At 62.4% G+C, this 24,829-nt stretch carries 31 protein-coding genes; 16 read left to right on the top strand and 15 right to left on the bottom strand.

What is annotated here, in order from left to right:
- Positions 1-40: 40 nt before the first annotated feature.
- The gene (gene parC / locus ACZ5TH_RS06445; protein ID WP_464795014.1) at positions 41-2,329 is read left to right on the top strand and encodes a DNA topoisomerase IV subunit A; all 2,289 of its coding nucleotides are present in this window, start codon (positions 41-43) and stop codon (positions 2,327-2,329) included.
- A gap of 84 nt (positions 2,330-2,413) precedes the next feature.
- The gene (locus ACZ5TH_RS06440) at positions 2,414-4,165 is read left to right on the top strand and encodes a putative bifunctional diguanylate cyclase/phosphodiesterase (RefSeq protein ID WP_464795013.1); all 1,752 of its coding nucleotides are present in this window, start codon (positions 2,414-2,416) and stop codon (positions 4,163-4,165) included.
- On the opposite strand, the gene ACZ5TH_RS06435 is transcribed toward ACZ5TH_RS06440, so the two are convergent.
- From ACZ5TH_RS06435 to ACZ5TH_RS06420, 4 genes are read right to left on the bottom strand one after another with little or no spacing between them, the layout of a single operon-like run.
- Positions 4,129-5,340 carry a CCA tRNA nucleotidyltransferase gene (locus ACZ5TH_RS06435; RefSeq protein ID WP_464795012.1) on the bottom strand — a complete coding sequence of 404 codons (1,212 nt, stop codon included), beginning with the start codon at positions 5,338-5,340 and terminating at the stop codon, positions 4,129-4,131. The genes ACZ5TH_RS06440 and ACZ5TH_RS06435 overlap by 37 nt on opposite strands.
- Positions 5,321-5,932: a CoA pyrophosphatase gene (locus ACZ5TH_RS06430; RefSeq protein ID WP_464795011.1), complete on the bottom strand. Its 612-nt coding sequence runs from the start codon at positions 5,930-5,932 to the stop codon at positions 5,321-5,323. The genes ACZ5TH_RS06435 and ACZ5TH_RS06430 overlap by 20 nt, the downstream gene beginning before the upstream one ends.
- Entirely contained in the window at positions 5,929-6,495 is a 567-nt protein-coding gene (locus tag ACZ5TH_RS06425) for a DUF1285 domain-containing protein (protein WP_464795010.1), read from the bottom strand. Before ACZ5TH_RS06425 ends, ACZ5TH_RS06430 begins: the two co-directional genes overlap by 4 nt.
- A 43-nt stretch (positions 6,496-6,538) precedes the next feature.
- Entirely contained in the window at positions 6,539-7,057 is a 519-nt protein-coding gene (locus tag ACZ5TH_RS06420) for a GNAT family N-acetyltransferase (protein WP_449473231.1), read from the bottom strand.
- 110 nt (positions 7,058-7,167) lie between these two features.
- Between ACZ5TH_RS06420 and ACZ5TH_RS06415 the strand changes: the two genes are divergently transcribed.
- Positions 7,168-7,551, top strand: a complete 384-nt coding sequence (locus ACZ5TH_RS06415) for a dihydroneopterin aldolase (protein ID WP_449473229.1) — start codon at positions 7,168-7,170, stop codon at positions 7,549-7,551.
- A 13-nt stretch (positions 7,552-7,564) separates the two neighbouring features.
- Here ACZ5TH_RS06415 and ACZ5TH_RS06410 read toward each other — a convergent pair whose 3' ends face one another.
- Positions 7,565-8,461: an isopenicillin N synthase family dioxygenase gene (locus ACZ5TH_RS06410; protein ID WP_464795070.1), complete on the bottom strand. Its 897-nt coding sequence runs from the start codon at positions 8,459-8,461 to the stop codon at positions 7,565-7,567.
- 123 nt (positions 8,462-8,584) lie between these two features.
- On the opposite strand from ACZ5TH_RS06410, the gene ACZ5TH_RS06405 reads away from it, so the two are divergent.
- Positions 8,585-8,992 carry an EVE domain-containing protein gene (locus ACZ5TH_RS06405; protein ID WP_464795009.1) on the top strand — a complete coding sequence of 136 codons (408 nt, stop codon included), beginning with the start codon at positions 8,585-8,587 and terminating at the stop codon, positions 8,990-8,992.
- A 134-nt stretch (positions 8,993-9,126) separates the two neighbouring features.
- The gene (locus tag ACZ5TH_RS06400; RefSeq protein WP_464772498.1) at positions 9,127-9,411 is read left to right on the top strand and encodes a hypothetical protein; all 285 of its coding nucleotides are present in this window, start codon (positions 9,127-9,129) and stop codon (positions 9,409-9,411) included.
- A gap of 70 nt (positions 9,412-9,481) precedes the next feature.
- Here ACZ5TH_RS06400 and ACZ5TH_RS06395 read toward each other — a convergent pair whose 3' ends face one another.
- Positions 9,482-9,784, bottom strand: a complete 303-nt coding sequence (locus tag ACZ5TH_RS06395; RefSeq protein ID WP_449473222.1) for a glycine zipper 2TM domain-containing protein — start codon at positions 9,782-9,784, stop codon at positions 9,482-9,484.
- Between the two features lie 323 nt (positions 9,785-10,107).
- Here ACZ5TH_RS06395 and ACZ5TH_RS06390 point away from each other — a divergent pair, with 323 nt between their 5' ends.
- The 3 genes from ACZ5TH_RS06390 (at position 10,108) to ACZ5TH_RS06380 (ending at position 12,501) form a co-directional block, all read left to right on the top strand.
- Positions 10,108-10,737, top strand: coding sequence for a class I SAM-dependent methyltransferase (locus ACZ5TH_RS06390; protein WP_464772497.1), 630 nt, complete (start codon positions 10,108-10,110; stop codon positions 10,735-10,737).
- A gap of 64 nt (positions 10,738-10,801) precedes the next feature.
- Positions 10,802-11,734: an ABC transporter ATP-binding protein gene (locus ACZ5TH_RS06385; RefSeq protein WP_464772496.1), complete on the top strand. Its 933-nt coding sequence runs from the start codon at positions 10,802-10,804 to the stop codon at positions 11,732-11,734.
- A complete protein-coding gene (locus ACZ5TH_RS06380; protein WP_449473216.1) occupies positions 11,731-12,501 on the top strand; it encodes an ABC transporter permease in 771 nt (256 codons plus the stop codon). The genes ACZ5TH_RS06385 and ACZ5TH_RS06380 overlap by 4 nt, the downstream gene beginning before the upstream one ends.
- A gap of 34 nt (positions 12,502-12,535) precedes the next feature.
- On the opposite strand, the gene ACZ5TH_RS06375 is transcribed toward ACZ5TH_RS06380, so the two are convergent.
- From ACZ5TH_RS06375 to ACZ5TH_RS06355, 5 genes are all read right to left on the bottom strand, one after another.
- Positions 12,536-12,856 (bottom strand): hypothetical protein, encoded by a 321-nt coding sequence (locus tag ACZ5TH_RS06375; protein ID WP_449473214.1) that lies wholly within the window; start codon positions 12,854-12,856, stop codon positions 12,536-12,538.
- Positions 12,857-12,939: 83 nt separating this feature from the next.
- The gene (locus ACZ5TH_RS06370) at positions 12,940-14,316 is read right to left on the bottom strand and encodes an MATE family efflux transporter (RefSeq protein ID WP_464795008.1); all 1,377 of its coding nucleotides are present in this window, start codon (positions 14,314-14,316) and stop codon (positions 12,940-12,942) included.
- A gap of 43 nt (positions 14,317-14,359) precedes the next feature.
- Positions 14,360-15,289: a DUF808 domain-containing protein gene (locus tag ACZ5TH_RS06365; protein ID WP_464795007.1), complete on the bottom strand. Its 930-nt coding sequence runs from the start codon at positions 15,287-15,289 to the stop codon at positions 14,360-14,362.
- 107 nt (positions 15,290-15,396) lie between these two features.
- A complete protein-coding gene (locus tag ACZ5TH_RS06360; protein ID WP_464772493.1) occupies positions 15,397-15,642 on the bottom strand; it encodes a hypothetical protein in 246 nt (81 codons plus the stop codon).
- A complete protein-coding gene (locus ACZ5TH_RS06355; RefSeq protein ID WP_464779949.1) occupies positions 15,639-15,971 on the bottom strand; it encodes a hypothetical protein in 333 nt (110 codons plus the stop codon). Before ACZ5TH_RS06355 ends, ACZ5TH_RS06360 begins: the two co-directional genes overlap by 4 nt.
- A gap of 123 nt (positions 15,972-16,094) precedes the next feature.
- Between ACZ5TH_RS06355 and ACZ5TH_RS06350 the strand changes: the two genes are divergently transcribed.
- Positions 16,095-16,397, top strand: a complete 303-nt coding sequence (locus ACZ5TH_RS06350) for a plasmid stabilization protein (RefSeq protein ID WP_464779321.1) — start codon at positions 16,095-16,097, stop codon at positions 16,395-16,397.
- Here the strand turns inward: ACZ5TH_RS06350 and ACZ5TH_RS06345 are convergent.
- Both ACZ5TH_RS06345 and ygfZ read right to left on the bottom strand, forming a co-directional pair.
- Positions 16,394-17,158: a glutaminyl-peptide cyclotransferase gene (locus tag ACZ5TH_RS06345; protein WP_464795006.1), complete on the bottom strand. Its 765-nt coding sequence runs from the start codon at positions 17,156-17,158 to the stop codon at positions 16,394-16,396. The genes ACZ5TH_RS06350 and ACZ5TH_RS06345 overlap by 4 nt on opposite strands.
- Positions 17,155-17,892 carry a CAF17-like 4Fe-4S cluster assembly/insertion protein YgfZ gene (ygfZ, locus tag ACZ5TH_RS06340; RefSeq protein WP_464795005.1) on the bottom strand — a complete coding sequence of 246 codons (738 nt, stop codon included), beginning with the start codon at positions 17,890-17,892 and terminating at the stop codon, positions 17,155-17,157. The genes ACZ5TH_RS06345 and ygfZ overlap by 4 nt, the downstream gene beginning before the upstream one ends.
- Before the next feature lie 48 nt (positions 17,893-17,940).
- Between ygfZ and ACZ5TH_RS06335 the strand changes: the two genes are divergently transcribed.
- The gene (locus tag ACZ5TH_RS06335) at positions 17,941-19,272 is read left to right on the top strand and encodes a dihydroorotase (protein ID WP_464795004.1); all 1,332 of its coding nucleotides are present in this window, start codon (positions 17,941-17,943) and stop codon (positions 19,270-19,272) included.
- 10 nt (positions 19,273-19,282) lie between these two features.
- On the opposite strand, the gene rarD is transcribed toward ACZ5TH_RS06335, so the two are convergent.
- Both rarD and ACZ5TH_RS06325 read right to left on the bottom strand, forming a co-directional pair.
- Entirely contained in the window at positions 19,283-20,140 is an 858-nt protein-coding gene (gene rarD / locus ACZ5TH_RS06330) for an EamA family transporter RarD (protein WP_464795003.1), read from the bottom strand.
- 41 nt (positions 20,141-20,181) lie between these two features.
- Entirely contained in the window at positions 20,182-20,403 is a 222-nt protein-coding gene (locus ACZ5TH_RS06325; protein ID WP_196225858.1) for a hypothetical protein, read from the bottom strand.
- 152 nt (positions 20,404-20,555) lie between these two features.
- On the opposite strand from ACZ5TH_RS06325, the gene ACZ5TH_RS06320 reads away from it, so the two are divergent.
- The 6 genes from ACZ5TH_RS06320 to ACZ5TH_RS06295 all read left to right on the top strand — a co-directional run bounded on the left by ACZ5TH_RS06320 (position 20,556) and on the right by ACZ5TH_RS06295 (position 24,650).
- Entirely contained in the window at positions 20,556-21,278 is a 723-nt protein-coding gene (locus ACZ5TH_RS06320) for a hypothetical protein (RefSeq protein ID WP_464795002.1), read from the top strand.
- A 61-nt stretch (positions 21,279-21,339) separates the two neighbouring features.
- A complete protein-coding gene (crcB, locus tag ACZ5TH_RS06315; RefSeq protein WP_196225860.1) occupies positions 21,340-21,723 on the top strand; it encodes a fluoride efflux transporter CrcB in 384 nt (127 codons plus the stop codon).
- Positions 21,720-23,051 carry an RluA family pseudouridine synthase gene (locus ACZ5TH_RS06310; protein WP_464795001.1) on the top strand — a complete coding sequence of 444 codons (1,332 nt, stop codon included), beginning with the start codon at positions 21,720-21,722 and terminating at the stop codon, positions 23,049-23,051. The genes crcB and ACZ5TH_RS06310 overlap by 4 nt, the downstream gene beginning before the upstream one ends.
- Entirely contained in the window at positions 23,048-23,707 is a 660-nt protein-coding gene (locus ACZ5TH_RS06305; RefSeq protein WP_464795000.1) for an HAD-IA family hydrolase, read from the top strand. Before ACZ5TH_RS06310 ends, ACZ5TH_RS06305 begins: the two co-directional genes overlap by 4 nt.
- Entirely contained in the window at positions 23,704-23,958 is a 255-nt protein-coding gene (locus ACZ5TH_RS06300) for a hypothetical protein (protein ID WP_464794999.1), read from the top strand. Before ACZ5TH_RS06305 ends, ACZ5TH_RS06300 begins: the two co-directional genes overlap by 4 nt.
- A complete protein-coding gene (locus ACZ5TH_RS06295; RefSeq protein WP_464794998.1) occupies positions 23,955-24,650 on the top strand; it encodes an ATP12 family chaperone protein in 696 nt (231 codons plus the stop codon). The genes ACZ5TH_RS06300 and ACZ5TH_RS06295 overlap by 4 nt, the downstream gene beginning before the upstream one ends.
- Positions 24,651-24,829: the final 179 nt, after the last annotated feature.

The following is a 24,829-nucleotide window of genomic DNA, read 5'->3' as shown; positions in this document are numbered from 1 at the left end:
CCCGTTTCCGTTTTGTCGTTGCGCTGCTATTCCGATCGCGATGACCGATTTTCGCGACCCGTTCGACGCTATCAAGGATCACCCGTTCGACGAAGCGCTGTCCCAGCGCTACCTCGTCTATGCGCTTTCCACGATCACGGCGCGGTCGCTGCCGGACCTGCGCGATGGATTGAAGCCGGTGCACCGGCGTCTGTTGTGGGCGATGCGGCTGCTCAAGATGGAGCCGGGCGGCGCGTCGCCGGATGTGCTGGTCGCTAATCCGGCGCGTAACACGACTTCTTATAAGAAATGCGCGCGCGTCGTGGGCGATGTGATCGGTAAATATCACCCGCATGGCGATACGTCGGTCTATGACGCCATGGTGCGACTGGCGCAGGATTTCTCGCTGCGCACCCCCTTGGTCGATGGGCAGGGGAATTTCGGCAATATCGACGGCGATAATGCGGCGGCCATGCGCTATACCGAGGCGCGGCTGACGCAGGCGGCGGCCGACCTGATGGCCGGGCTGGACGAGGGGACCGTCGAGTTCAGGCCCACCTATAATGGCGAGGATGAAGAGCCGGAGGTTTTTCCCGGCCTCTTCCCCAATCTGCTGGCAAATGGCGCAAGCGGCATCGCTGTGGGCATGGCGACGAGCATTCCGCCGCATAATGTGTCCGAGCTGATCGATGCGGCGAGCCTGCTGATCGAAAATCCGGAGGCCGAACATGCCGACCTGATGCAGGTCGTGCGCGGGCCGGATTTCCCGACTGGCGGCGTGCTGGTGGATAACGCTTCCATCATTTCGGAAGCCTATGCGACGGGGCGGGGGTCGTTCCGCACGCGGGCGCGCTGGCACAAGGAAGATGGCGGGCGCGGAACCTGGGTGGCGGTGGTGACGCAAATCCCTTTCCAGGTGCAGAAGTCGAAGCTGATCGAGCATATCGCCGCGCTGATCAACGACAAGAAGCTGCCGATATTGGCGGATGTGCGGGATGAGAGCGACGCGGAGATCCGCATTGTCCTTGAACCGCGGGCGCGGACGGTTGATTCCGATGTGCTGATGGACAGCCTGTTCCGGCTGACTGACCTGGAGAACCGCTTTCCGCTGAACCTCAACGTACTGGACGCGAGCCGGACGCCGCGCGTTCTGGGGCTGAAGCAGGTGTTGATCGAGTGGCTGAAGCACCAGATCGACGTCCTGGTGCGGCGCGCGCAGCATCGGCTGGACAAGATCGCCGCGCGGGTCGAACTGCTCGACGGCTATATCATCGCTTATCTGAACCTCGACCGGGTGATCGAGATCATCCGGACGGAGGATGAGCCCAAGGCGGTGATGATGGAGGAATTTGGGCTGAACGACCGGCAGGCCGAAGCCATCCTCAACATGCGGCTGCGTTCCTTGCGCAAGCTGGAGGAGATGGAGCTGCGGCGCGAGCATGCGGGGCTGCTCAAGGAACGGGACGAGCTTACCAAGCTGGTCGAAAGTCCGACGCGCCAACGCAACCGGCTGAAGAAAGACCTGGCGGAACTACGCAAGCGCTATTCGCCAGAGAGCGATATCGGCAGGCGGCGGACTTTGGTGGAGGAAGCGGCGCCCGCGCGCGAAATTCCGCTGGAGGCGATGATCGAGCGCGAGCCGATCACCGTGATTCTGTCGGAGCGCGGCTGGATACGGGCGATGAGCGGTCATCGCGACCTTTCTTCGGCGGACACGTTGAAGTTCAAGGAAGGCGACGGGCCGAAAATCGCCTTTCATGCGCAAACGACCGACAAGCTGCTGCTGGCGACGGCGAGCGGGCGCATATTCACGCTGGGGGCGGACAAGTTGCCGGGCGGGCGCGGATTTGGCGATCCGGTGCGGTCGCTGGTCGATATGGATGATCAGGGCGACATCGTGGCGCTGTTCCCAGCGAAGACAGGAAGCGAGCTGTTGCTGGCTGCATCGGACGGCAGGGGCTTTGTCGCGGCGGTCGCGGATGTCATTGCCGAGACGCGCAAGGGCAAGCAGGTGGTGAATGTGCGTCCGGGCTCTCGCTTGACGGTGGTCCACATCATTGGGGCAGAGGCGGACAGCGTCGCCGTGGTCGGTGAGAATCGCAAACTGCTGGTGTTCCCGCTGGTCGAAATGCCGCGCATGTCGCGCGGGCAGGGCGTGCAGATGCAGCGTTATCGCGATGGCGGCCTGTCGGATGCCGTCACTTTCCGGATGAGCGATGGCTTAAGCTGGGCGATGGGCGGAGGAAGCGGGCGCACCCGGACCGAGGCCGACATGACGCCGTGGCGCGTTGCGCGCGGGGCGGCTGGGCGGATGCCGCCGGTTGGCTTCCCGCGAGACAACCGATTTTGATGAATGCGTAACGAGCCGGATATCTTCTTGAAATTACATCGGGTCATTTCCTGAAAATTTACCACTGGTATCTAATCCGGTGGCATGAAAACGGTGCCAGCGCGTATTCGGCCAGGTCAAAGGCTGGACGACAACCTCCTCGCGAGGTTCGAGCGCACGCATCTGCGCTGCCTGGCGGAGATGGAGCATTGGTTGGAGGCGGTGCCTCACGCCGCAGCCATGTTATGTTTTAAAGACAATGACTTGTCGATCGTTGCTGTTAACAAGGCTTTTTATCACAGCTTCCTGGAGAGGGGCGATACGGGCACCGAGTCGCCCTATTGCAAGGACTGGCGCGAACGGATCATCGAGGTTGCGCTTTCGGAAAGCGTCTCCGCCACGTTTGAATTGCGGCGTGATGGTCCTTTGGGGCCGGAATATTTCTCCTGCACCGCCGGGCTGCTGCCCTCGACTGACGAAGCGGCGCACCTCATTCTCTTCACCGCGCTGGACCGCACTAGCGATCGCGTGACCGAACGGAATTTACGCCGCGAATTGCTATCCGACGGGTTGACAGCGCTGCCGAACCGTACGGGATTTGGCGAGGAGATCGAAGACCGACTGCGCAATTCTCCATGGCCGAGCAATTCGCAGTTCGGGATCATCGCGATCGATCTCAGCCGATTTAGCCGGGTTAACGAATCGCTGGGGCCGATGGCGGGTGATGAACTGCTGATCACGGTTGCCAAGCGTTTGAAGTCGAGCCTGCGGCAGGGCGATGTGCTGGCGCGGATCGGCGGCAATGACTTTGCGATATTTGCACGATTGAACAATGGGTTGTCCGACTGTCTTCATATCGTGCAGAGGGTAAGGGATGCGCTGAATTCGCCGATCCGCCTCAGTGATCTGCAAATTCGGGTCGACTGTGCGATCGGATGTGCTCTGGCGACCAGCCTGGACGATGACCCCGACGATATAATCCGCAAGGCACAGGCGGCGGTGAAGATCGCCAAGCGTAGCGGCAAGGTGGAAATCTATCGCAACGGCGTGCTGAAGGAAGCGCAGCGGCGCTTTTCCATCGAAAGCCGCCTGCGCACCGCGTTGACACAGGGTGAGCTTACACTGGCATATCAGCCGCTCATTCAGTTGCAGACGGGGGAGATTACCGGATTTGAAGCGCTCGCCCGGTGGAATGACCCTGAATTGGGCCATGTTTCCCCGTGCGAGTTCATTGCGGTTGCCGAGGAAAGCGGCCTCATCACGCCGCTCGGCCGTTGGGCGGCCTATGAGGCCGCGCAGGCGCTGAGCCGGTGGGACGCGAAATTCGGACAGGCAATGCCGGTCGGCGTCAATGTGAACCTGTCGCCGATCCAGATGGCGCGGGATGATGTGGCGTCGATGTTCGAAGAAGCGCTGCGCTATTCAGGCGTATCGGGCAAGCGACTGACCGTCGAACTGACGGAAAGCGCGATCATCGCCGATCCGGACAAGGCGCGGAAACTGCTGGTCGCGTTGAAGGACCTGCAAATGCCGATCGCCATGGACGATTTCGGCACGGGCTATTCCAACCTTGCCAGCTTGCACAGCCTGCCGATCGACATTTTGAAGATCGACCGCAGCTTTGTGACCAACATGCTGGATGACAAGGACAAGCAGGCGATCGTTCGCACGATCCTGTCGCTGGCCGAATCGTTGAACCTGCATGTCACCGCCGAAGGGGTGGAGACGCAGGAACTGGCCCATGGGCTGCAATCCATGGGATGCAGCCACGGGCAGGGCTTTTACTTCGCGCGCCCGATGCCGGAAAATGATGCGTTCGATTACTGGCGCGCGCGCTGGAATTTCGAAACGGTCTGATCCGCGATCTGATCGACCCGACCTGCCTCCGGGAAACCTTCTTCTACCCAGATACGCTGCACCTCGCCCAGCGCCTTGGCGACCTCGGGGCCGGGCGGCAGGCCGCGCGCGATCAGGGCGCCTCCGCCGATCGGCAGTTGCGGTGGCGTCCAGCCTTCGAGCGAGGCGATGCTGTCGAGGGGCGCCATGGGATCTAGCAGGATGCGATCGATTGCACCTTCGACGCCGATGGTGAAGGCGAGCGCCCTGAGCGATGGGGCCGCCTTATGGGGTTCCAGCGCGAGGACGAGGCGTTTTCGCGCCTTGTTGGACAGTTTGAGGCGGGCGCCCACGGCATCAGCGGTACGCGCGTCGGGGGGGAGCAGGGCAGCCAGCCGGCGCAGCGCTGCGTACGGAATGCCAGCGTCGGCTTCCCGCGCGATCAACTGCCCCAGTCGAGCAAGTCCTTCCCTGTCGATTTCCGGAAGAACGGGAAGGAGGATGCCGCCTTCGATCATCAATTGGAGCGAGGCGAAAGGATCGGGGAGGGCGAGGAGCTTCATCAGCTCATCGGCGATACGCTCACGCGACAGGGCCATCAGGCTGTTTGCGGCGGTGCGGCAGGCGGCATAAGCCTGCTCGTCAGGCGTGTCGCGGCCGAAGCGGGCGAGGAAGCGGAAATAGCGCAGGATTCGTAGATGATCTTCGGCAATGCGCTCAGCCGCGCTGCCTATGAAGCGGACGCGGCCTGCTGCAAGGTCATCAACGCCGCCGAAAAAGTCGGTCACTTCATGGGTGTAGGGGTCGGCGTACAGCGCATTGATGGTGAAATCGCGCCGTGCCGCATCCTCCCGCCAGTCGGTCGTGTAGGCGATGGTCGCACGGCGGCCGTCCGTGCTGACGTCGCGGCGCAAGGTGGTGATTTCGACCGGCCAGCCCCCGATCACCGCCGTGATCGTGCCATGGTCTATGCCGGTGGGCACGGCTTTTATCCCGGCGGTTTTCAAGCGCTCCATCACCTCTTGCGGCTCCAGCGCCGTGGCGATGTCGAGATCGTTGACGGGAAGTCCAAGCAGTCCGTCGCGCACCGCGCCGCCGACATAGCGGGCAAGGCCCTGTTCCGCCCCCAGCGCGGCGAGCAGGCCGTCGAGGCCGGGCCGGTGGCGCCAGTCGGCGTCAGGCAAATAGGCGGTCAAGATCAAGCCTCCGCGACAGGTTGGCGAGTATGGCAGCGGTGATGCCCCAGATACGGCGATCATTCCACATTATTTCATAATAGTGCCGTTCAACACCTTGATAATGGGCGGAATGGCTGACCCGGTTTGCGGGATTGAGCGCAAAGGAGAGGGGCAGTTCGAACCAATCAGCGACCTCGTTTGCCTGTGGCATGAGCGGTAGGTCGGGCGGGATGACGCCCAGCACGGGCACAATGTCGAAGCCGGTGAAGGTGTGATAGCGGTCGGTCGTGCCGATGACGTCCACGAAGCTAGGGAGCAGCCCGATTTCTTCGTGCGCCTCCCGCAGCGCTCCGGCGATCTCGCTAGTGTCTTCCTGATCGACGCGGCCGCCGGGGAAGGCGATCTGCCCCGCATGTTTGCGCAGGGAAGCCGCGCGCTCGGTGAGGATGAGGCCGGGTTCCGGTCGGTCAGTGATGGCGACGAGCACGGCGGCGGGCGCAAGAACGAGTTCGCCGTCGATGCGGGGATCGCGTGTGTCCGATAGCATGAGCCCGACTTCGCGCGCATGTCCTTCGGCAAGCGCGGCGCGGACGCGGTCGGCCAGAGTCATGCGGAGCCGTCCAATGGGTAGAAGGCGCCATTGCTCCAGAGGCCAACCGGATCGCTTGCTTCGTCCAGCGCGAGGTTCATCAACTCATAATAGACGCTGCGGTTGACCAGTGCCTCAAGCCCGCCACGTACGTGCAGATAGGGATGCGGGCCATCGGCCGTTTCCCGGATGACGAGCGGGTTTTCGGGGCCTGCGGGGATCAGGTCGCCTGTGTTGAGGCGAAAGGCGAGGGCGCGGTCGCGGCCTTCGCCCTCGCTCTTTAGCTCGACGGCGAGGAAGGGGGCGTCGTCCACCTCTATCGACAGCTTTTCAACTGGCGTTACAAGGACATAGGAGCCATCCTTTTCACGCCGCAGGATCGTCGAGAAGAGGCGTACCATGGCTTCGCGGCCGATCGGCGAACCCTGATGAAACCATGTGCCGTCGCGGGCAATGCGCATTTCGGCGTCGCCGCAATGGTCGGGATTCCACTTTTCGACGGGCGGCAGCCGCTTTTCCTCGGCCAGGCGGGCTATGTCGGCCAGCGACAGGTTGGCAAGATCAGGTGGCGGGTCCATCGGCATGGCGTCGAGATAGGATCGCGCGGCGCCGAAGGCAAAAGGGAAATCACATTGGAGTGGTGATTCGCGGCCCAAGCATCCCTTCGCCGCCGATCGCGGCTCCATCGACCGAAAGAGCGAGTAGTCGGCGCGCTTCATAGGGGCCGGGGCAGCTCCAGCCGCCCGTGGATGCAGCGGAAAAGCCCCAGAAGCGGCCATAATATTCGGGATCGCCGATCATCATCAGCGGATCGCTATGGTGGGCGCGAGCGGCATTGACGACCGCATCCATGAGCGCGCGGCCGTGGCCGGTGCGTTGCAGGGTGGGGGAGACAGCGACCGGGCCGACCATGATGAGCGGTGTCTGCGTTCCGTCGGCATGGGTGAGCGCCACCGGCCAGCTTTGGAGCGAACCGGCCAGCTCGCCATGTTCATCCATCATGCCGAAGGACAGCTCAGGCACCCAAGGCATGCCGTCGCGGATCAAATAGGCTGTGCGGCCGTGCCTGTCGGGACCGAAGGCGGCGTCGAGCAGTTGCTCAATCGCCTCTTCCGCCACGATGTTAAGGGGCACAATATGAGACACGTCTTGCCGATCCGCCGTCAATGGCGCATGGACCGCGCCGGAGCGGCGGGATTAACGCCTGTTCCGCAAAATTAAAGTCTATTCTGGCCATCGCCAGCAGCAGGAAAGCCATGGACCGCGGATTTGACGATTTTCTGACGCTGGAGGTCAATCATCTGGACGTCGATGTCCTGACGGGCATCTATTCGGAAGAAACCCATCTGCCGCAGCCGCTGCGCATTTCCATCCGCGCGCAGTTGAAGGTCGCTGACCATTATGAACTGGATACGCCGTTATCCCGTTCGAAAAATTACATGGACCTGAAGCATGCCGCCACGAGCGCGCTGCCGGAAGGACAGCATTTCACGCTGATCGAGGCCGTGGCGGACCATATCATCGACACCATCTTGCTTCAGGATGACAAGGTGCTGCATGTCGAGGTGAAGATCATCAAGCTGGCGCTGAGCGAGAAGGGTGAGGAAATCGGCATCACGCTTGGTCGGTGGCGTAAATAGGCCTTTCGGGCGCTCAGCCCTTCACCAGTCCGATCTCGCGCAGGCGCTCGGTCAGATAGTCGTGCGCGGTGATCGGCGGGTCCTGGCGCGGGTGGTCCGCATCGACACATTGCGGCAGCGGTTCGATCAGGAAATCCGGGCGTAGGTGCAGGAAGAAGGGCATGGAATAGCGCGCGACGCCGCGCCGCTCCGGCGGAGGATTGATGACGCGGTGGCTGGTTGATCGCAGGCGATAGTTGGTCAGGCGTTGCAGCATGTCGCCGACATTGATTGCCAGCGCGCCGGGGGGCGGTACGACGGGGAGCCAGTTGCCCTGGCGGTCCTTGATCTCCAGGCCACCTTCCTCGGCGCCGAGCAGCAGGGTGATGAGGTTGATATCCTCATGCGCGCCCGCGCGGATGCCCGGGGCTTCGGGCGAAACTGGCGGGTAGTGCAACAGGCGCAGGATCGAATTGCCGTTTTCGATAGCGTCGTCGAACCAGTGTTCGGGCAAGTCGAGATAGAGGGCGATCGCGGCAAGAAGCTGGGCGCCTATGCGGTCGAACTCTGCATAAAGACGGCTTAAAGTGGATTGAAATTCCGGTATTTCTTCGGGCCAGATGTTTGGCGGCATGGTGGCGCCAAGGGGGTGTCCTGGGGGTAGGTCGCGACCGACATGCCAGAATTCCTTGAGGTCATTCTCGCTCGCGCCCTTGGCGATTTCCCTGCCGAACGCCGTGTAGCCTCGCTGGCCGCCATTGCTGCTGGCATCGTAGCGGCGCTTTACATCCTCCGGCAGGGCGAAGAAGGCGCGGGCGAGCCTCCAGCCATCGTTGATCAGGGCGGCATCCATGCCGTGGTCCTTCACCATGGCGAAGCCGAATTGCCGGAACGAATCGCCGAGCGCTGTTGCAAAATCCGGCTTAGCCATCGCGGTGAGGGACAGCAGTGGAACCTGTTCCAGCGGTGCGTGCGGCAAGTTTCGGCTTTCCTTCTGTCAATTGGCGCCGTCCGATCCTTGATCGGCCCGGGCGGCTGATGCAAGGAGGCGATCATGAACTATTGGCTCATGAAATCGGAACCCGATGTCTTTTCCTATGACGACCTGGTCGAGAAAGGAAAGGCGGAGTGGGATGGCGTTCGCAACCATGCCGCGCAGCTAAACATGAAGGCGATGCGCAAGGGCGACCTGTCCTTCTTTTATCACAGCAATATTGGTGTGGAAGCGGTCGGCATCATGGAGATTGTCGAGGAAGCCGCGCCCGACAGCACCGACGAAAGCGGCAAGTGGATCGCGGTGCATGTCGCACCCAAGGAAAAGCTGAAAAAGCCCGTCACGCTGAAGGCGATGAAGGCGGACCCGGCGCTGGCCGATATGGTGATGCTGCGGCAGTCGCGCCTGTCCGTGTCCCCCCTGACCGAAGGGCAGTTTCGTCACATCGTGGCGATGTCGGAGGTTTGATGCGTGGCAGGTTGCGCCCGGCGCAACTGGTGATCCGCCTTTTGCGGTTGCGCGCATGTGTCTGGCCCATAGGTTCGACACCGACAGAACAGAAATGCAGAGGTGTTTGATCGGCATTCACAAGGAGAAAACCTATGCGAATGCTGTCGAAATTCATTCTTACCGGTGCAGTCGGCACCGTCGCCGCTGCCCTTGCCCCCGTCCATGCGGAAGAAGGCAAGCAGCGCTTCACCCATGAAGGCTACACCTATGTCTATCAGGTGAAGGATACAAAGACGGGTCGGCTCGTGTCAGGCCGCCGCTATCCGGATGCCGTTGCGTTTAACCTGGCGATCAAGAACGGCAAGGTGTCCGGCGTGTCTGGCGGCCGACCGGTTGCGTTTAAGGTCGATGAGGCTCGCGGAGCCGCCTCGGAGTAAGCGGCGGTACTTTAGGAATTTGCACAGGGCGGCTTCCAATCGGGAGCCGCCCTTTTTATGTGTTGGCAGATTAGCGGCAGCGGCGCTTGCTATCGATTTCCTTGCCGAGCAGCGCGCCGCCAGCGGCGCCCAGGATCGTGCCGGTGGCCCGATCACCGCGCGTGTCGATGGCACGGCCGACAAGGGCACCGCCTACGCCGCCAACGATAAGGCCGGTCGTGCCGTTGGACTTGCGGCAATATGTCCGTCCGTCGCGGCCACGCCATTCGCGATAGTGGTGATGCTTCCGGGCGCTCGCCCCATCTGTCGGGATCGCCATGGACACAGGGATGGCCATTGAAAGGGCCGACAGGGCGATAATGGCTTTGCGCATAATTCTCCTCCGAAACAATGATTTGCTGTTCAACCCGCCAATATTGGAGGAGGTTGCATGAACCTGCGGCAACAAGCTAATATGTTGATTATAAATGCGTATTTTTGACTTTTATGATCTGAAGCAGGATGTTGAGCCGATCACCTTCAGGCTGATCTCGCAAATTTGTTCAGGAAGGCGTGTGGGCGGTTCGGGCCGGCATCGCGACGGGCGCCGCACAAGTGAAAAATTTGCCATCTATGGACATGTTAAAGCCAATCGACGGCGCGCTTCAGGCTCGCTAAGGGGAGTCGCGATGACATGTTTCCGGTCGCCTTTCGCTCATGCATGACAAGTCCAAACGTGGCCGGGCAGTCGCCATGCCCCGGAGCGAATTCCGGGCGCGGGCGACGGAATATCTGGATTTCCTGGCCGCCTGGGTAAAGAAGCCGCGCCAAACCGCCTCGGTGGTGCCGAGCAGCCGCTATCTTGCCCGGCTGATGGTAGCGCATATTGATCCGCTTGATGGCCGGGTGATGGAATTGGGCGGTGGGACTGGCGTGTTCACCCGCGCGATCCTGCAGACGGGCCTGCCGCCGGAAAAGCTGGAGGTAGTGGAGATCAATCCCGCCTTTGCGCGCGGGCTGCGGCGGCACTTTCCGCATGTGTCGGTGCTGGAAACGCCAGCGCAGATCGTATCGACGGCGGCGGCTGGTGAGCCGGGGCAATATCAGACGGTGATAAGCGGCCTTCCGCTGCTGGCGATGGACCGCCATGTGCATGCCGACATTCTGTCCGAAGCGTTTCGTATGCTGCGGCCGGGCGGCAGCTTTATCCAGTTCACCTATTCGACGCGGCCGCCGGTCAGCCGTGACGTGCTGCATGCGCTGGACCTGGAAGTCGCGCGGGTGGGACAGACGGTTCGCAATTTTCCGCCAGCAACAGTGTTCCGCTTTCATCGCCAGGGCGAATAGGCCGGTTGCGCTTGGACCCGGCGCCCCTATCTTGGCGTGCAGATAAAAAGGGGCTTTTGCGCGCATGGCGTCCATCATTACCGTTTCCGGGCTGACGAAAAGCTACGCATCGGGTTTTCAGGCACTTAAGGGCATCGATCTGGAGATTGAGGAGGGTGAGATTTTCGCCCTGCTAGGCCCCAATGGCGCGGGCAAGACGACGATGATCTCCATCATCTGCGGCAATGTGCGGCCCAGCGGTGGAACAGTGACCGTTGCGGGGCATGACATCGTGCGTGACTATCGCGGATCGCGCTCCGCGATCGGGTTGGTGCCGCAGGAATTGCACACCGACGCGTTCGAGCGGGTGATCGACACGGTACGCTTTTCCCGTGGGCTGTTCGGCAAGCCGCGCAACGATGCCCATATCGAAAAGGTGCTGCGCGACCTGTCGCTTTGGGACAAGCGCAACAACAAGATGCTTGAACTGTCCGGCGGCATGAAGCGGCGCGTGATGATCGCCAAAGCGCTGAGCCATGAGCCGCGCGTGCTGTTCCTGGACGAGCCGACCGCTGGCGTGGACGTTGAGCTGCGGCGGGATATGTGGAAGCTGATCGGCGAGCTGCGGCAGACTGGGGTGACCATCATTCTGACCACCCATTATATCGAGGAGGCCGAGGAAATGGCCGATCGGGTGGGCGTGATCAACAATGGGGAACTGATCCTGGTCGAGGAAAAGACGGCGCTGATGAAGAAGCTGGGCAAGAAGAGCCTGACCGTGGCGCTTAACCAGCCGCTGCATCAGCTTCCGGCAGAGCTGAGCCAATGGGATTTGTCGCTCAAGTCCGACGGCCATGAGATCGAATATATTTTCGATACGCGCGCCGAGCGCACCGGCGTGTCCTCATTGTTGCGGACGCTGGGCGACCTGGGCATCGGCTATAAGGACCTCAACACGCAGCAGAGCAGCCTGGAGGATATTTTCGTCAGCCTGGTCCATCAGGAGAAGGTGGCATGAGCGGCTTCAACTATCGGGCGATCTGGTCGATCTACAAATTCGAATTGCATCGGTTCAGCCGCACATTGCTGACCGGGTTGCTGGTGCCGGTGATCACGACATCGCTGTATTTCGTGGTGTTCGGCGGCGCGATCGGGTCGCGTATGACGCAGATTGACGGCATCGATTATGCGGCGTTCATCGTGCCCGGCCTGATCATGATGTCGATGTTCACTGAGAGTATCTTCAACGCGAGCTTCGGCATCTACATGCCCAAATTCGCGGGCACCATTTATGAGCTGCTTTCCGCCCCGGTATCGGCGACGGAAACGGTGATCGCTTATGTCGGCGCGGCGGCAACCAAGGCGTTGAGCGTGGGCACGATCATATTCGTGACGGCGCATCTGTTCGTCGATGTCCATGTCGAGCATCCGATCGCCATGGTGGCGTTCATGGTGCTGATCGCGGTCAGCTTCTGCCTGTTCGGGTTCATCCTGGGCATCTGGGCACAGAGCTTTGAGCAGTTGCAGGTTATACCGCTGCTGCTGATCATGCCGATGACCTTTCTGGGTGGCGCTTTCTATTCGGTGCATATGCTGCCCGAGCCATGGCGCACGGTGACGCTGTTCAACCCGATCGTCTATCTGGTGTCGGGCTTCCGCTGGACCTTTTTCGGTCGGGGGGACGTGGGGATCGAGTTCAGCCTGTTGTTCATCGCAGGGATGCTGGCGGTGTGCCTGGCAGTTATCGGATGGGTATTCCGTACCGGCTATCGGCTGAAGAAATGAAAGGAGCGGCCTGCCGGGGCCGCTCCGTCGGCTCTCAGGCGGCTGCGCTCTCGGGCGCGACGGCGAAAAGGGTCACGCCCTTATATTTGTCGTCGGTCTCATTATAGAGACCGTACATCGCCTCGAAAGTCTCATCGAGCACGGTGACGTCGTTGAGCCCCGCCAGCTTGAATGTGCCGAGCTTCAGTTCGCGCGGCGGGCCGCCTTCGCGTTCCACCGTCACGGCGTCGATGAACATCTCATCATGGCGCGTGTAAAGGATGTGGGGCGCCAGCTTGACGACCAATTTATTGTAGGTCGCCTTCAGGCATTTCTGAAGCGCGATGGCTTCGAAAATGGTCGTCGGGGCAGTCATGATTTTCGTCATTACCGATTCGCAGCCTGTCTTCAATTGCTTTGTGCGCCGCAATATCGACGCAAAGTGCATCCGGGCGCTTTTCAGGATGAGCTGACGAGGCCCAGCCGTTCCCGCATCGTCCAGCGGATGAGGAGCAGTAGTGCCACCGCACCAAGGCCGCTGGCGAGGCCCAGCCATATGCCGAGGCCCTTCATCCCGAGCGGGAAAGCGAGGACTGTTCCTACGCCCACGCCGATGATCCAGTAGCCGATCAGCGCGAAGATCATCGGCACCTTCGTATCGTGCAGGCCGCGTAAAACACCGGCGGCGACCGCCTGTGTGGCATCCACCAGTTGAAACAGCGCGGCCACGGCGAGGAAGCTGACGGCCAGCGCCGCCGTTTGAGTGTTTGCAGGATCATTCAGGTCTAGGAAGGCGCCGATCAGCAGACGGGGAACGGTGATAAGCAGGATGGCGGCGGCCAGCGCGAATCCGAAACCCAGCAGTAGGGCGAGCCAGCCCGCGCGCCCAATTTCGGCAGCATCGCCGCGTCCCTGAGCGAGGCCGACTCGTACCGTGGCGGCCTGACCTATGCCCATGGGCACCATGAAGAGAAGCGCGGCGATTTGAATCGCGACGGCATGCGCGGCGAGGGAATCGCGGCCGATGAGGCCCATGAGCAAGGCCGAGGCGTTGAACACCGTCGTCTCAAAACCCACAGTGATCGCGATCGGTAGGCCCAGCGCCCAGACGGCGCGATGCCGGTCTCTGTCGTGAGCCCAGAAGCGGCCCATCACCCGATAGCGGCGGAAGCGCCGGTCGATAAGGATCACCGCCAGAAGGCTAAGGAAAAGGAAGCAAGACGAGAGGGTGCCGGCCAGTCCCGCGCCTAAAAGGCCAAGGGCTGGCATGCCCAGCTTGCCAAAGATCAGAACCCAGCCCGCCAAGAGGTTGAAGGGTATGGCAAGCAGCATGACGACCACGGCCCAGACTGGCCGCTCCAGCGCCGACATGAAATTGCGCAGCGTCGAGAAGGCTAGGAAGGGAAGCAGCGCCCATTGCAGCCCGCGCATCATGACTCCGGCCTGATGGGCAAGATCAGGCTGCTGCCCCATGGCGAGGAGGATGGCTTCGCTCTGCCAGAGCAGCGCCCAGGCGGGCAGCACGAAGAAAAAGGCGGCGCGCAGCGTCTGTTGGACCGTGCGGCGCACGTCGCGGACGGAATGGCGGCGGCGGCCACGCTCATTGGCGATCAGCGGCGCGGCTGCTGTGACTAGGCCCATGCCGAATATGAGCAGGGCCTGGAACAGGTTGATGGCGAGCGCGCCCGCCGCGACGCTTTGCGCGCCCAGACGGCCGATCAGCAAAAGGTCGGTCGCGGCTATCCCTGCCCAGGCGACATTCCCCGCGATCATCGGCAGCGCAAGGGCGAGCAGGGCGACGGCCTCGACGCGCCAGGGGGAATGGGTTTGGGGCATTTTTAAGTTCTGCATTGGCCGAACGTCCGGCGTGCCGCGCGCTTCAGTGCTTTTTGAACAGGTGCAGCACTGCAACGATGATCCCACCGATCACCAGCCCGACGATGGCCCCGCCGATCGCGTTCACGGTCCAATCCAGGAAAGGTCCGATGGCGGGCGCGGTGGCCGCCACGCTTTGCGCAACATGGGGGATGGCGCCGGGGATCAGGTCCCAGTGGAACTCATGCAACCCGTGAACGATCAGGCCGCCGCCGACCCACAACATGGCGGCTGTACCAACCACGGACAGGATCTTCATCAGGATGGGCATGGCATGGACCAGCCCGCGTCCCACGGTGCGCGCCGTTGATGAGGAGCGTTCGGCGAGGTGCAGGCCGATGTCGTCCATCTTCACGATGAAACCGACGACGCCATAGACGCCCGCTGTGATGAGGATGGCGACGACGACCAGGATCAGCGCCTGTTCCCAAAGCGGTTCTGCTGCCACGGTGCCGAGCGCGATTGCCATGATCTCGCCGGAAAGGATGAAGTCGGTGCGGATGGCGCCTGAAACCTTCTGGTCCTCCAGCTCTTGCGAACTGTGGGTGGTGAGCGCTTCCTGCGCGACGTCATGCCCGCCTTGAACCGCCTCCAGCAGCTTTTCGACGGCCTCAAAGCAGAGGAATGCGCCGCCCAGCATCAGCAATGGCGGGAGAAGCCAGGGCGCGAAGGCGCTCAGCAGCAGGGCGGCGGGGAGGAGGAACAGCAGCTTGTTACGCAGCGATCCGCGCGCGATCTTCCAGATGATCGGAAGCTCGCGATCCGGCGTCAGCCCCATGACATAGCGGGGCGTCACCGCTGCGTCGTCGATGACGACCCCGGCCGCCTTCGACCCGGCCTTACCTGCGGCTGCGGCGACATCGTCCAGAGACGTGGCTGTGAGCTTGGCTATTCCCGCTACGTCGTCGAGCAGCGCGATGAGACCCGAAGGCATTTGCTGGATTTCCCCTTTTGTAGGTCGATGCCGACACGCGGCCATTACGGCCCCGTCTCATAGAGGCCGGGTCGGTCAGGGGCAACAACCGCGCCAGTCGGAACAGGTCAGGCTATGCCGCGATAGTTGCCGGGCGGGTCGCTTGCCGGAAAGGACTCGTCCACCTGCTCGTCGATCATGTCCCAGTCGCTTGGGGCGATATGCTGTTCCGCGGGACCGGCATCCCGGATGATTCCCGACGATCCCACCGGCGCGCGATCGTCAAGCTCAGCTGGGGCCTTCCGGTCTTTCCAGCTACGCCATGCCACAGCGCCCAGCCCGCCGAGAAAAGCCAGCTTCAACAACCCCTTCATGATGATTTCTCCTGCCTGTCATGAACATGGACCCAGTCGGCACGGTCCTGGGTGACGCCCTGGGGGTGAAGGGAAAATTCGCCTTCTTCGTCGGTGCCGGGTTCGGCATGATCGCCCCCCGGGTGAGTGGTGACGGCCCACCGCTCCCGAAGCGCGGCGTTGATCATCGCGCGCCATTGGGCTTCGTCACCTGCCTCGCGCATGGCGGGGTCAGGGTCCTTCATGATGGCGAGGATGCTGGCCGCGTCGGCTACGTGCGCCTGCCACTGATCGGGTTCGTGCGCGGCGAGATGGCGGGCCAGCCGTTCGATAAGGGTGCGCTGTTCCATAGCCGGGGAACGCCCGCCCATCAGCTTCCGTTCCGCCAGTTTCGTGACGCAAGCGCAGCGTTGTGAACGCGATTGCCGGATGATCGTTGGATCGCGGTGAGGGGGCTGCTGAGGAGATGGATCATGCCGCGTGGCGACAAGGGCAGTTATACCGACAAGCAAAAGCGTAAGGCCGAGCATATCGAGGAAGGATATGAAGATCGCGGCGTTTCCCGCAAGGAGGCGGAACGGCGGGCCTGGGCCACGGTGAACAAGGAATCCGGCGGCGGAAACAAGTCCGGGTCCGGGCGGGGGAAGCCTGACACGCATGTTTCCTCGCGCAAGGGCGGACGAAAGGGCGGCGCCGCTTCGGCCGGGCGGTCGGCGGCGGATCGATCTGCGGCGGCGAAGAAGGGATGGGAGACGCGGCGCAAGAAGGCTAGTTAGCGCGCGTCCTTGCTTTGCTTTTTCAGGCGTATCTCGAACAGCTTTGGCCAGTATTTGCCAGTAATGAAGATGCGGTCGTGCTTCTGGTCATAGGCGATGCCGTTGGGTACGCCTTCACTATCAGTAACGCCGCTTTCCCGGATTAGGGGGGCAATGTCGATCCAGTCGATGACATTGCCGGTCGCGGGATCGATCCGGGCGATGCGGGTGTCGTACCAGATGTTCGCCCATAGCTCGCCCTTCACATATTCCAGTTCGTTCAGACGCTCGACCGGACGACCGTTGAACGTGACCGTGATGCGGCGTGTCTCGCCAAGCGTTTCCGGGTCGAGGAAGCGAAGCTGCGAGGTGCCATCGCTCATGATCAGGTTGTGGCCGTCCTGGGTCAGGCCCCAGCCTTCGCCTTCATAGCGAAACTGGGAAAGCGGCGAGAACCCATTGATTTTCCAAACGAAACCTTGACGATGGCGCCAGGTTAGGCTGATCAGCCGGTCTTTCCAGTTGACGATGCCTTCGCCGAAATATTGCGGAGCGAGGGTGCGGCTTTCAAGGACTTTGCCGTCCTCAAGCGAGACCTTGCGGATTTCCGATTGGCCTTCCAGGCCGGTGCTCTCGTAGAGGGCGCCGTCGTGGAAGAAGAGGCCCTCGGTAAAGGCTTTGGGATCGTGAGGATAGGCTTTCACCAGCGTCCAGGGCGTGTCGGCCCATGCGGGTGCGGAGAAGCTGACGGCCCCGATCAGGGCGAGCAAGAGGCGCTTCATTCGGCGGCTTGCTCCGCGATCGCGGCGGCGAGCCATGGGGGCAGGGTTGCGGGATCGATGTCTTCCACGCGGCGCAGTTCGATGGACAGGTTGAGGTCGGCTAGGGCGGCGCGTTGGCGTTTCTCGTCGGCGTTGGCCAAGGGCACGGCGATAAGGCGTCGGTTCACCTTGCTGCGATAATGCATGCGGGCGGTGTTTTCCTGACCGACATAGCAGCCCTTGTCGAAGTCAACGCCACGTAGTTCGCCCGCATTGGTTTCCAGCCAGAGCGTTTGGTCCTGACCAAGCTCGCCTGCACCCTCGAAAACGCCGAGCGACAGGCGGTGTGAGCGAAAGGCAGCAGAGGCGTCGCCCGATGCGAGGGGAGTAAGCCAGCGATGGCCGAGGTCGGCGAGGCGCGGGTCGAGGGGCTTGTCAGTGGCCGCGAGCGACCAGTCTACCGCGAGTGCTTCCTCCCGCGCGATCGTCACCTTGCGGCGCAGACGGTAGAGAGTCAGGCGATTGGCCAGCGCGTCGACCTGCGTTGCCTCGCAATCGATCAGCACATCGTCGCCATCGGCCCACAGAATGAAGTCGTACAGTGCCTTGCCCTGCGGCGTCAGGAGCCCCGTCCAGCGTGGTTCGTCTGCCTTGAGCGTCAGGACGTCGCGGGTCAGCAGGCCTTGCAGGAAGGACCGCGCCTCTTCGCCTGAAATTCTGAGTAGCGCGCGGTCGGTTAGGGTGGTGCCGGTCATCGGCTTTAGGTAGGACAGACGCCGACCATATCCAAGCGGCGAGCAATCATGTCCCAGAATTTCGACCTGATCCTGAAGAACGGCACCGTCCACACGCCCGGCGGGTCCGAGCAGACCGATGTCGGCGTGCGCGGCGGCAAGATCGTGGCGATCGGATCGTCCCTTGGCGACGCGGGCGAGGTGATCGACTGCACGGGGCTGGACGTGCTGCCCGGCTGCATCGACAGCCAGGTCCATTTCCGCGAGCCGGGCCTTGAGCATAAGGAAGACCTCGAATCAGGCAGCCGCTCCGCCGTGCTGGGCGGGATCACTTCTGTTTTCGAGATGCCGAACACCAACCCGAATACGGACAGCGCCGAGCGTGTGCATGACAAGCTGGCCCGTGCTCATCGCCGCATGTGGTGCGACCATGCCTTTTATGTCGGAGCGACGGCGGACAACGCCGAAGCGCTGAAGGAGCTGGAGCGTATTCCCGGCACGGCGGGCGTGAAGATCTTCATGGGCGCATCGACCGGTAGTCTGTTGGTGGATGATGACGCGGCGCTGTCGCGTGTGTTGGCGAGCGGCACGCGGCGTGTTGCCATCCATGCCGAGGATGAGGCGCGGATGAATGCGCGCAAGGATTTGCGGGTTGATGGCGATCCTTCTTCTCATCCCGTCTGGCGCGATGATGAAAGCGCGATGATCGCGACGAAGCGCATCATCGGCCTTGCTCGCAAGGCGCGTCGGCGCATCCATATTCTGCATGTGACGACGCCAGCGGAACTGGAATATATCGCCGGGCATAAGGATATCGCCACCTGCGAAGTGACGCCGCAGCATCTGACGCTGGCGGCGGAGGATGCCTATCCGCGTCTCGGCACCTATGCGCAGATGAACCCGCCGATCCGCTCGGCTTCGCACCGGGATGGCCTGTGGCATTGGCTCAACCAGGGCGTGCCCGATGTACTGGGCAGCGACCATGCGCCGCATACGATCGAGGAAAAGGCGAAAACATATCCCGCATCGCCCAGCGGCATGCCGGGCGTCCAGACGCTGGTGCCGTTGCTGCTCAACCATGTGGCGGAAGGGCGTTTGTCGCTGCGGCGGTTTATCGAGCTGACCTCTTCCGGGCCGCAACGGGTGTTTGGGCTTGTCGGCAAGGGGCGGATTGCGCTCGGCTATGATGCCGACTTCACGGTGGTGGACCTCAAGAAGCGGTGGACGGTGGGCAGTGATTGGCTTTCCTCGCGCTGCAACTGGTCGCCCTTTGAAGGCATGGACCTGACCGGCAAGGCCGTGGGAACCATCGTGCGCGGAAACCGGGTCATGTGGGAAGATACGCTGGCCAATGAAGCGGTGGGCGAAGCTGTGCGCTTTGAGGCGACCGAGTTCGCCTGAACGCCCCGGCCTACGCCGCCGCCAGCCTGTTCTTGCGGGCGGCAGCGAGGCTGTCGGTTGCGAACAGGATGAGGCCCAGCCAGATCAGCGCGAAGCTGATCATCTGTCCCTGCGTCAGTTTCTCCCCATAGAGCAGCACGCCGCACAGGAATTGCAGCGTGGGCGCGAGATATTGGATGAGGCCGAGCGTCGTAAGCGGCAGGCGCTGCGCAGCCATGGCGAACAGGATCAGCGGCACCGTCGTCAAGGCGCCCGAGAAGATCAGAAGGCTGCTGGTATAGCTATCCTGCCCAAGGCTGATGCCACCATGGCCCCACAGCCATAGCAAATATGCAAAAGCGAGCGGCGCCAGCAGCAGCGTTTCCGCCCCCAGGCCAACCATCGGCGCAACCGGGGTCAATTTGCGGACGAGGCCGTACAAGGCAAAGCTGACCGCCAGACCGACGCTGATCCACAGGGTGGTGAAGGCCGCCGCCGCCATGATGGCCACGCCCACGGCAGCAATCGTGATGGCTATGGCTTGCCCACGCCGCAGTCTTTCCTTCAGCACGAGGACGCCGAGCGCGACATTGACCAGTGGATTGAGGAAATAGCCAAGGCTGGCAGCGATGACGTGGCCGTTATTGACCGACCATACATAAACCAGCCAGTTGAACCCGATGAACAGCGCGGATGCGGTGAGGGGCAGGACGATCCGCCTGTCGCGCAATGCTGCGCCAAGCGCGCCCAGGTTCCGCCGTGCCGCGAGTACGCCGACGATCAGGACGAGCGACCATATGACCCGCTGCGCTACCACCTCTACCGGGGTCACGGCGTGGAGCAGCTTGAAAAAGATGGGCAGCAGGCCCCAGAGCCCATAGGCCGCCACCGCAGCGATCAGGCCCGTCCTTAGCTGCTGATCATGCGGGTTCAGAAAATGCCTCCGCCCAGAAACAGGCGGAACGCACCGATCGCCGCGACGATGAGGCACAGGTTGCGGCCGCTGTTACGGGTCGATAATATCCCGATTACGGCGCCAAACAGTGCGATCGGCACCAGCAGCCAATTGGCGATCCCCAGAAGCGGCAGGAAAGCCGGGATCATCAGCAGGAGGGCGAAAAGGCCGATCAGGACCGAGAGGACGTTTAGCATCGCGATGAAATGGGCCTTGTTCCGCCCGGAGACAAGATGGGCGCGGATGCCATTCGCATCTTAATGGCATGGGAAAATTTAGCGATTTACCAAAATCACTAACGAAAAATTAACTCCTGACATTCACCTCTTGTTTACAAAGGAGTTAAGCCATGCCGCCTTTCCGTTCTGTCTATGCCCTTGCCGTGCTGCTCGCGCTGCCATTGGCGAGTTGCGGGAAGGGGGGCAAGGAGGCTGATCTTAACGCCCTCGACGCCCAGCTGACCAACAATGCAGTGGACCCGGCTTTGCAGGAAGCATTGGGGGGGAAGATCACGGTCGATCCCAAATTGACGGGTCAATCCGGACGCTCTGCCATTGCGGGTTTACCGAAGCTTAGTGGCGACGCGGCCCAGGCACTGGCCGAATCGGTGAAGCTAGCGGGTGGCAAACTGCTCGCGACCCCTGCTCCAACGGCAGGTGAGGGTAAGGAACCGGCGGCTGCGCTGGCCTCCGCCGCTCAAGATCAGGACAAGCCCGGCGGCAATGTCTTCTGCCGCAAGCAACTGGCCTATGGCATGCAGTGGGCCAGCCGACTGCCCGATCCCTTCGGCGTGTATCCGGGCGCTAAACTGACGGAGGCGGCGGGCGCGGACAAAAATGGTTGCACGCTGCGCGCGGCCACTTTTGTGACGCCGGTGCCCCGCCAGAACGTCATGGATTATTATTATACGCAGGCGCGGCGTTCCGGATTTGACGCCGAACACACGGTTATGGGCGGCGATCATGTGCTTGGCGGCACGCGCAAGGACGACGGCGCCGCCTTCCTGCTGGTCTTCACCGATGCGTCGGGCGGGCGGACGAATGTCGATATAATCGCCGACAAGGGACGGTAAGCGCGCAGAAAGGCGCGCGCCGCCATTTTCTTTACTGCGATTTGCCTCTAGGGCGGGCGGGATGAACAATATCCTCCTTGTCATGGGCGGCGGCGCGGTTGGCGCGCTGGCGCGCTACCAGCTGGGCCGCTTTGCCGGTCATATGCTGCCGGGTGTGCAATGGCCCTGGGGCACCTTTGCCGCCAATGTGCTGGGCGGTTTTGCCATGGGTCTGCTTGCGGGCTGGCTGGCACGGTTCGGCAGCGCATCGGGTGAAGCCCTACGCCTGTTGCTGGCGGTCGGGCTTCTTGGTGGCTTCACAACCTTTTCCTCATTCAGTCTGGAGACCGTGCTGATGATTGAGCGCGGGCAGCTGGGCATGGCGATGAGCTATGCCGCCCTGTCAGTCATCGCGGCGGTCGGCGCGCTGGTCCTTGGCCTTGGCATGATGCGGAGCGTCGCATGAAGGGGCGTCCTCCCGGTAAGCCTTCCGGCCCTTCGCGTGGGGGCAAGCCCGGCGCTGGCGCACCCGGCCGCGCCCGTGGTGGCGCAAAGGCGGCGCGCGCGCGCAAGCCTGATGCGCACAAGTCACCGGCGAAAACTGCCGCCAAGCCTGCTCTGGCCAAGGCCACAACGCCTAAGGTTGCTGCGCCCAAGGCTGCTGCTGCGGGTAAGGGCGTTTCGCTGGACGTGCGTCAGTTCCGCGTGGGCGCGGATGACGATGGCATCCGGCTGGATCGCTGGTTCCAGCGGCATTTGCCGGACATCGGCTTCAACAGCGTGTCGCGCTGGTCTCGTACGGGTCAGTTGCGGGTCGATGGCGCGCGCGCCGCGCCGGGCGATCGGGTGGCCGAGGGCCAGCTGATCCGCGTTCCTCCCGCCGAGCCCAAAGCCGCCGAGACCGCCAAGCCGCGCCGCGTCCGGCCGGAATTGAGCGAAGATCAGATCAGTTTCGCACAGAATATGGTGATCCATCGTGACGCGCAGGCGATCGTCATCAACAAGCCGCCGGGCCTAGCGACGCAGGGCGGCACCAAGACTGACGAGCATGTCGATGGCCTGCTCGACGCTTTGGAATATGAGCTGGATCAGCGGCCCAAGCTGGTCCACCGGCTGGACAAGGATACGTCCGGCGCGTTGCTGGTCGCCCGCACGGCGCGGTCGGCAGCCTATTTCGCCAAGGCCTTTTCCAGCCGCACCGCGCGCAAGGTCTATTGGGCGATCGTCATGGGCGTGCCCTCGATCAATGACGGCATGATCGAACTGCCCATCGCCAAGCAGCCCGGTACGGGCGGCGAGAAAATGCATGTCGATGAGGAAGAGGGCTTGCCCGCCCGCTCGCGCTACCGCGTGATCGAACGCGCGGGGAACCGGGCGGCCTGGGTCGAACTGCAACCGCATACGGGCCGCACCCATCAGTTGCGCGTGCATATGGCGGCTATCGGGCATCCGATTGTCGGCGACGGCAAATATGGCGGCAAGGAGGCCTTTCTGTCCGGCTCGATCAGCCGCAAGATGCACCTGCACGCCCGCCGCATCCGTGTCGATCATCCCGATGGTGGCCGGGTCGATGTGCGTGCCGATCTGCCCGAGCATTTCGCGGCGAGCCTGATTTCGCTAGGCTTCGACATCAATGCGGGCGACCTGCCGCTGGACGAGGAAATCGCCCGCGCGCCAACCCGCGAGGATGAGAAGAAGGCGGCGCGCGCCCATGCCAAGCAGGTGCGCAAGGAGCGTCGTGGCGAACGGCGGTCGCGCGGATCGGGTGGTAGCGGGAGTCCCCGCAAGAAATGAGCAACCGCCTTGCCGTTTTCGATTGCGACGGCACTCTGGTCGATAGCCAGCATAGTATCTGCGCCGCCATGACGCTGGCGTTTGAAGGCGAGAAGCTGGCTGCGCCTGACCGGACTACGATCCTGTCCGTGGTTGGCCTGTCGCTGCCGTTGGCGATCGCGCGACTGCTGCCGGAAGCGGAGGCGGATTTCCATGACCATCTGTCGGAAAGCTACAAGCGCGCTTTCCAGCAGATGCGCCGCGACAATGCGGTGTCGGAACCGCTATATCCGGGGATAGCCGAGTTGATCCGGGAACTGGATGCCGACGGATGGCTGCTGGGCGTGGCGACGGGCAAGTCGGATCGGGGGCTGAACCTTTGCCTGACGCATCATGGCATTGATGCGCATTTCGTGACGCTTCAGACAGCCGACCGGCATCCGTCCAAGCCGCATCCGTCCATGCTGCTGACCGCTATGGCGGAAGCGGGCGCGAGTCCGGAGACGACGGTGATGATCGGCGACACCAGCTATGACATCGACATGGCGTTGAGCGCGGGGACGAGGGCGTTGGGGGTCGGCTGGGGCTATCATCTGCCCGCCGATCTCATTGCAGCTGGCGCGCACGCCGTAGCGATGGACAGCGATGAACTCAGGACCCATATCCGCGCAGCATGACCGATTTTCCTCCTCCCCCTCCCGTCGATCCTGAAAAGGTCGCGCGCCAGCGTCACTTCGCGCTTGGCATGTTCCGCCTTTCGGGCGCCCTGCTCGTGATGTTCGGCTTCCTCATCCTGATGGAGCGCTTCAACTGGGTGCAGGGCAGCAAGGCCAAGGCGATGGGCATGATCTTCGTGGTTGTAGGCCTGTTCCAGTTCATCATCGTGCCGCGTCTGCTGCTGGCCCTGTTTCGGAAGCCGCCGCAATGAGGCGCTTCTACAAGGATGTCGCGGTGATTTCCGGCGAGGCTGGGCATGAGATCCAGCTGGACGGGCGTCCCGTGCGGACGCCCGCGCGCGCGGCGCTGGCCCTGCCGACCGTGGGGTTGGCGGAGGCTGTGGCGGAGGAATGGCGCGGGCAGGGTGATGTGGTCGATCCGCGCTCGATGCCGTTCACCGGCCTAGCCAACGGGGCTATCGACCAGATCGCGCCCAATCGCGAGAGCTTCGCTTCGGGCATCGCCAATTATGGGACCAGCGACCTACTCTGTTACCGCGCCGAAGGGCCTGCGGAACTGGTGTCGCGGGAGGCGGCGGCATGGGACCCGCTGCTGGACTGGGCGCGGCGGCGCTATGACGTCACCTTTCGCGTGACCCAAGGCATCATTCCGGTCGATCAGCCGCCTGAGACTTTGGAGCGGCTGGATGCGGCGGTGAAAGTCTATGATCCCTTCACGCTTGCGGGATTGTCCACGCTCGTGACCCTTTCGGGTTCGCTGGTTTGCGGCCTGGCGATCGTCGAGGGTGGGCATGATGCCGATGCGATCTGGACCGCGTCGGAAATCGATGAGGCCTGGGAAGTCGAACAGTGGGGCGAGGATGCCGAATCCGCCGCCCGATCAGCCAGACGGCGGGATGAGTTCGCGATGGCCCGACGCTTTTGCGAGTTGGTTGCGCGATAGATCAGAGTTGGATTTAACCGGCACCACCTTTTAATCCCGTTCGGGCTGAGTTTGTCGAAGCCCTCCACTTCTTAAACGAAATAGAGCCTTTCGGCAGGCTTAGGGCGAACGGGGTGAGGAAAAGCTGATTAATTAGAGCGGGGATCTAAGATTCCTGCCAGCGGTGCGTACGCCCCTCT

It is taken from the genome of Sphingobium sp. TomTYG73, assembly GCF_055394245.1.
Note: the sequence above shows the minus strand (reverse complement) of the source record. Positions and strands in the feature narration are given on the sequence as shown.

Bases quoted from the DNA above. Each gene is read 5' to 3' on its own strand.
- ACZ5TH_RS06400 (WP_464772498.1), top strand. From the start codon at position 9,127: ATGCGAATGCTGTCGAAATTCATTCTTACCGGTGCAGTCGGCACCGTC.
- ACZ5TH_RS06425 (WP_464795010.1), bottom strand. From the start codon at position 6,495: ATGCCGATGGACCCGCCACCTGATCTTGCCAACCTGTCGCTGGCCGAC.
- ACZ5TH_RS06305 (WP_464795000.1), top strand. From the start codon at position 23,048: ATGAGCAACCGCCTTGCCGTTTTCGATTGCGACGGCACTCTGGTCGAT.
- ACZ5TH_RS06385 (WP_464772496.1), top strand. From the start codon at position 10,802: ATGGCGTCCATCATTACCGTTTCCGGGCTGACGAAAAGCTACGCATCG.
- ACZ5TH_RS06390 (WP_464772497.1), top strand. From the start codon at position 10,108: ATGCATGACAAGTCCAAACGTGGCCGGGCAGTCGCCATGCCCCGGAGC.
- ACZ5TH_RS06375 (WP_449473214.1), bottom strand. From the start codon at position 12,856: ATGACTGCCCCGACGACCATTTTCGAAGCCATCGCGCTTCAGAAATGC.
- ACZ5TH_RS06355 (WP_464779949.1), bottom strand. From the start codon at position 15,971: ATGGAACAGCGCACCCTTATCGAACGGCTGGCCCGCCATCTCGCCGCG.
- ACZ5TH_RS06365 (WP_464795007.1), bottom strand. From the start codon at position 15,289: ATGCCTTCGGGTCTCATCGCGCTGCTCGACGACGTAGCGGGAATAGCC.
- ygfZ (WP_464795005.1), bottom strand. From the start codon at position 17,892: ATGACCGGCACCACCCTAACCGACCGCGCGCTACTCAGAATTTCAGGC.
- ACZ5TH_RS06395 (WP_449473222.1), bottom strand. From the start codon at position 9,784: ATGCGCAAAGCCATTATCGCCCTGTCGGCCCTTTCAATGGCCATCCCT.
- ACZ5TH_RS06380 (WP_449473216.1), top strand. From the start codon at position 11,731: ATGAGCGGCTTCAACTATCGGGCGATCTGGTCGATCTACAAATTCGAA.
- ACZ5TH_RS06415 (WP_449473229.1), top strand. From the start codon at position 7,168: ATGGACCGCGGATTTGACGATTTTCTGACGCTGGAGGTCAATCATCTG.
- crcB (WP_196225860.1), top strand. From the start codon at position 21,340: ATGAACAATATCCTCCTTGTCATGGGCGGCGGCGCGGTTGGCGCGCTG.
- ACZ5TH_RS06405 (WP_464795009.1), top strand. From the start codon at position 8,585: ATGAACTATTGGCTCATGAAATCGGAACCCGATGTCTTTTCCTATGAC.
- ACZ5TH_RS06320 (WP_464795002.1), top strand. From the start codon at position 20,556: ATGCCGCCTTTCCGTTCTGTCTATGCCCTTGCCGTGCTGCTCGCGCTG.
- ACZ5TH_RS06360 (WP_464772493.1), bottom strand. From the start codon at position 15,642: ATGAAGGGGTTGTTGAAGCTGGCTTTTCTCGGCGGGCTGGGCGCTGTG.
- ACZ5TH_RS06440 (WP_464795013.1), top strand. From the start codon at position 2,414: ATGAAAACGGTGCCAGCGCGTATTCGGCCAGGTCAAAGGCTGGACGAC.
- ACZ5TH_RS06410 (WP_464795070.1), bottom strand. From the start codon at position 8,461: ATGGCTAAGCCGGATTTTGCAACAGCGCTCGGCGATTCGTTCCGGCAA.
- parC (WP_464795014.1), top strand. From the start codon at position 41: ATGACCGATTTTCGCGACCCGTTCGACGCTATCAAGGATCACCCGTTC.
- ACZ5TH_RS06335 (WP_464795004.1), top strand. From the start codon at position 17,941: ATGTCCCAGAATTTCGACCTGATCCTGAAGAACGGCACCGTCCACACG.
- ACZ5TH_RS06430 (WP_464795011.1), bottom strand. From the start codon at position 5,932: ATGACTCTGGCCGACCGCGTCCGCGCCGCGCTTGCCGAAGGACATGCG.
- ACZ5TH_RS06295 (WP_464794998.1), top strand. From the start codon at position 23,955: ATGAGGCGCTTCTACAAGGATGTCGCGGTGATTTCCGGCGAGGCTGGG.
- ACZ5TH_RS06325 (WP_196225858.1), bottom strand. From the start codon at position 20,403: ATGCTAAACGTCCTCTCGGTCCTGATCGGCCTTTTCGCCCTCCTGCTG.
- ACZ5TH_RS06310 (WP_464795001.1), top strand. From the start codon at position 21,720: ATGAAGGGGCGTCCTCCCGGTAAGCCTTCCGGCCCTTCGCGTGGGGGC.
- ACZ5TH_RS06345 (WP_464795006.1), bottom strand. From the start codon at position 17,158: ATGAAGCGCCTCTTGCTCGCCCTGATCGGGGCCGTCAGCTTCTCCGCA.
- ACZ5TH_RS06350 (WP_464779321.1), top strand. From the start codon at position 16,095: ATGCCGCGTGGCGACAAGGGCAGTTATACCGACAAGCAAAAGCGTAAG.
- ACZ5TH_RS06300 (WP_464794999.1), top strand. From the start codon at position 23,704: ATGACCGATTTTCCTCCTCCCCCTCCCGTCGATCCTGAAAAGGTCGCG.
- ACZ5TH_RS06370 (WP_464795008.1), bottom strand. From the start codon at position 14,316: ATGCCCCAAACCCATTCCCCCTGGCGCGTCGAGGCCGTCGCCCTGCTC.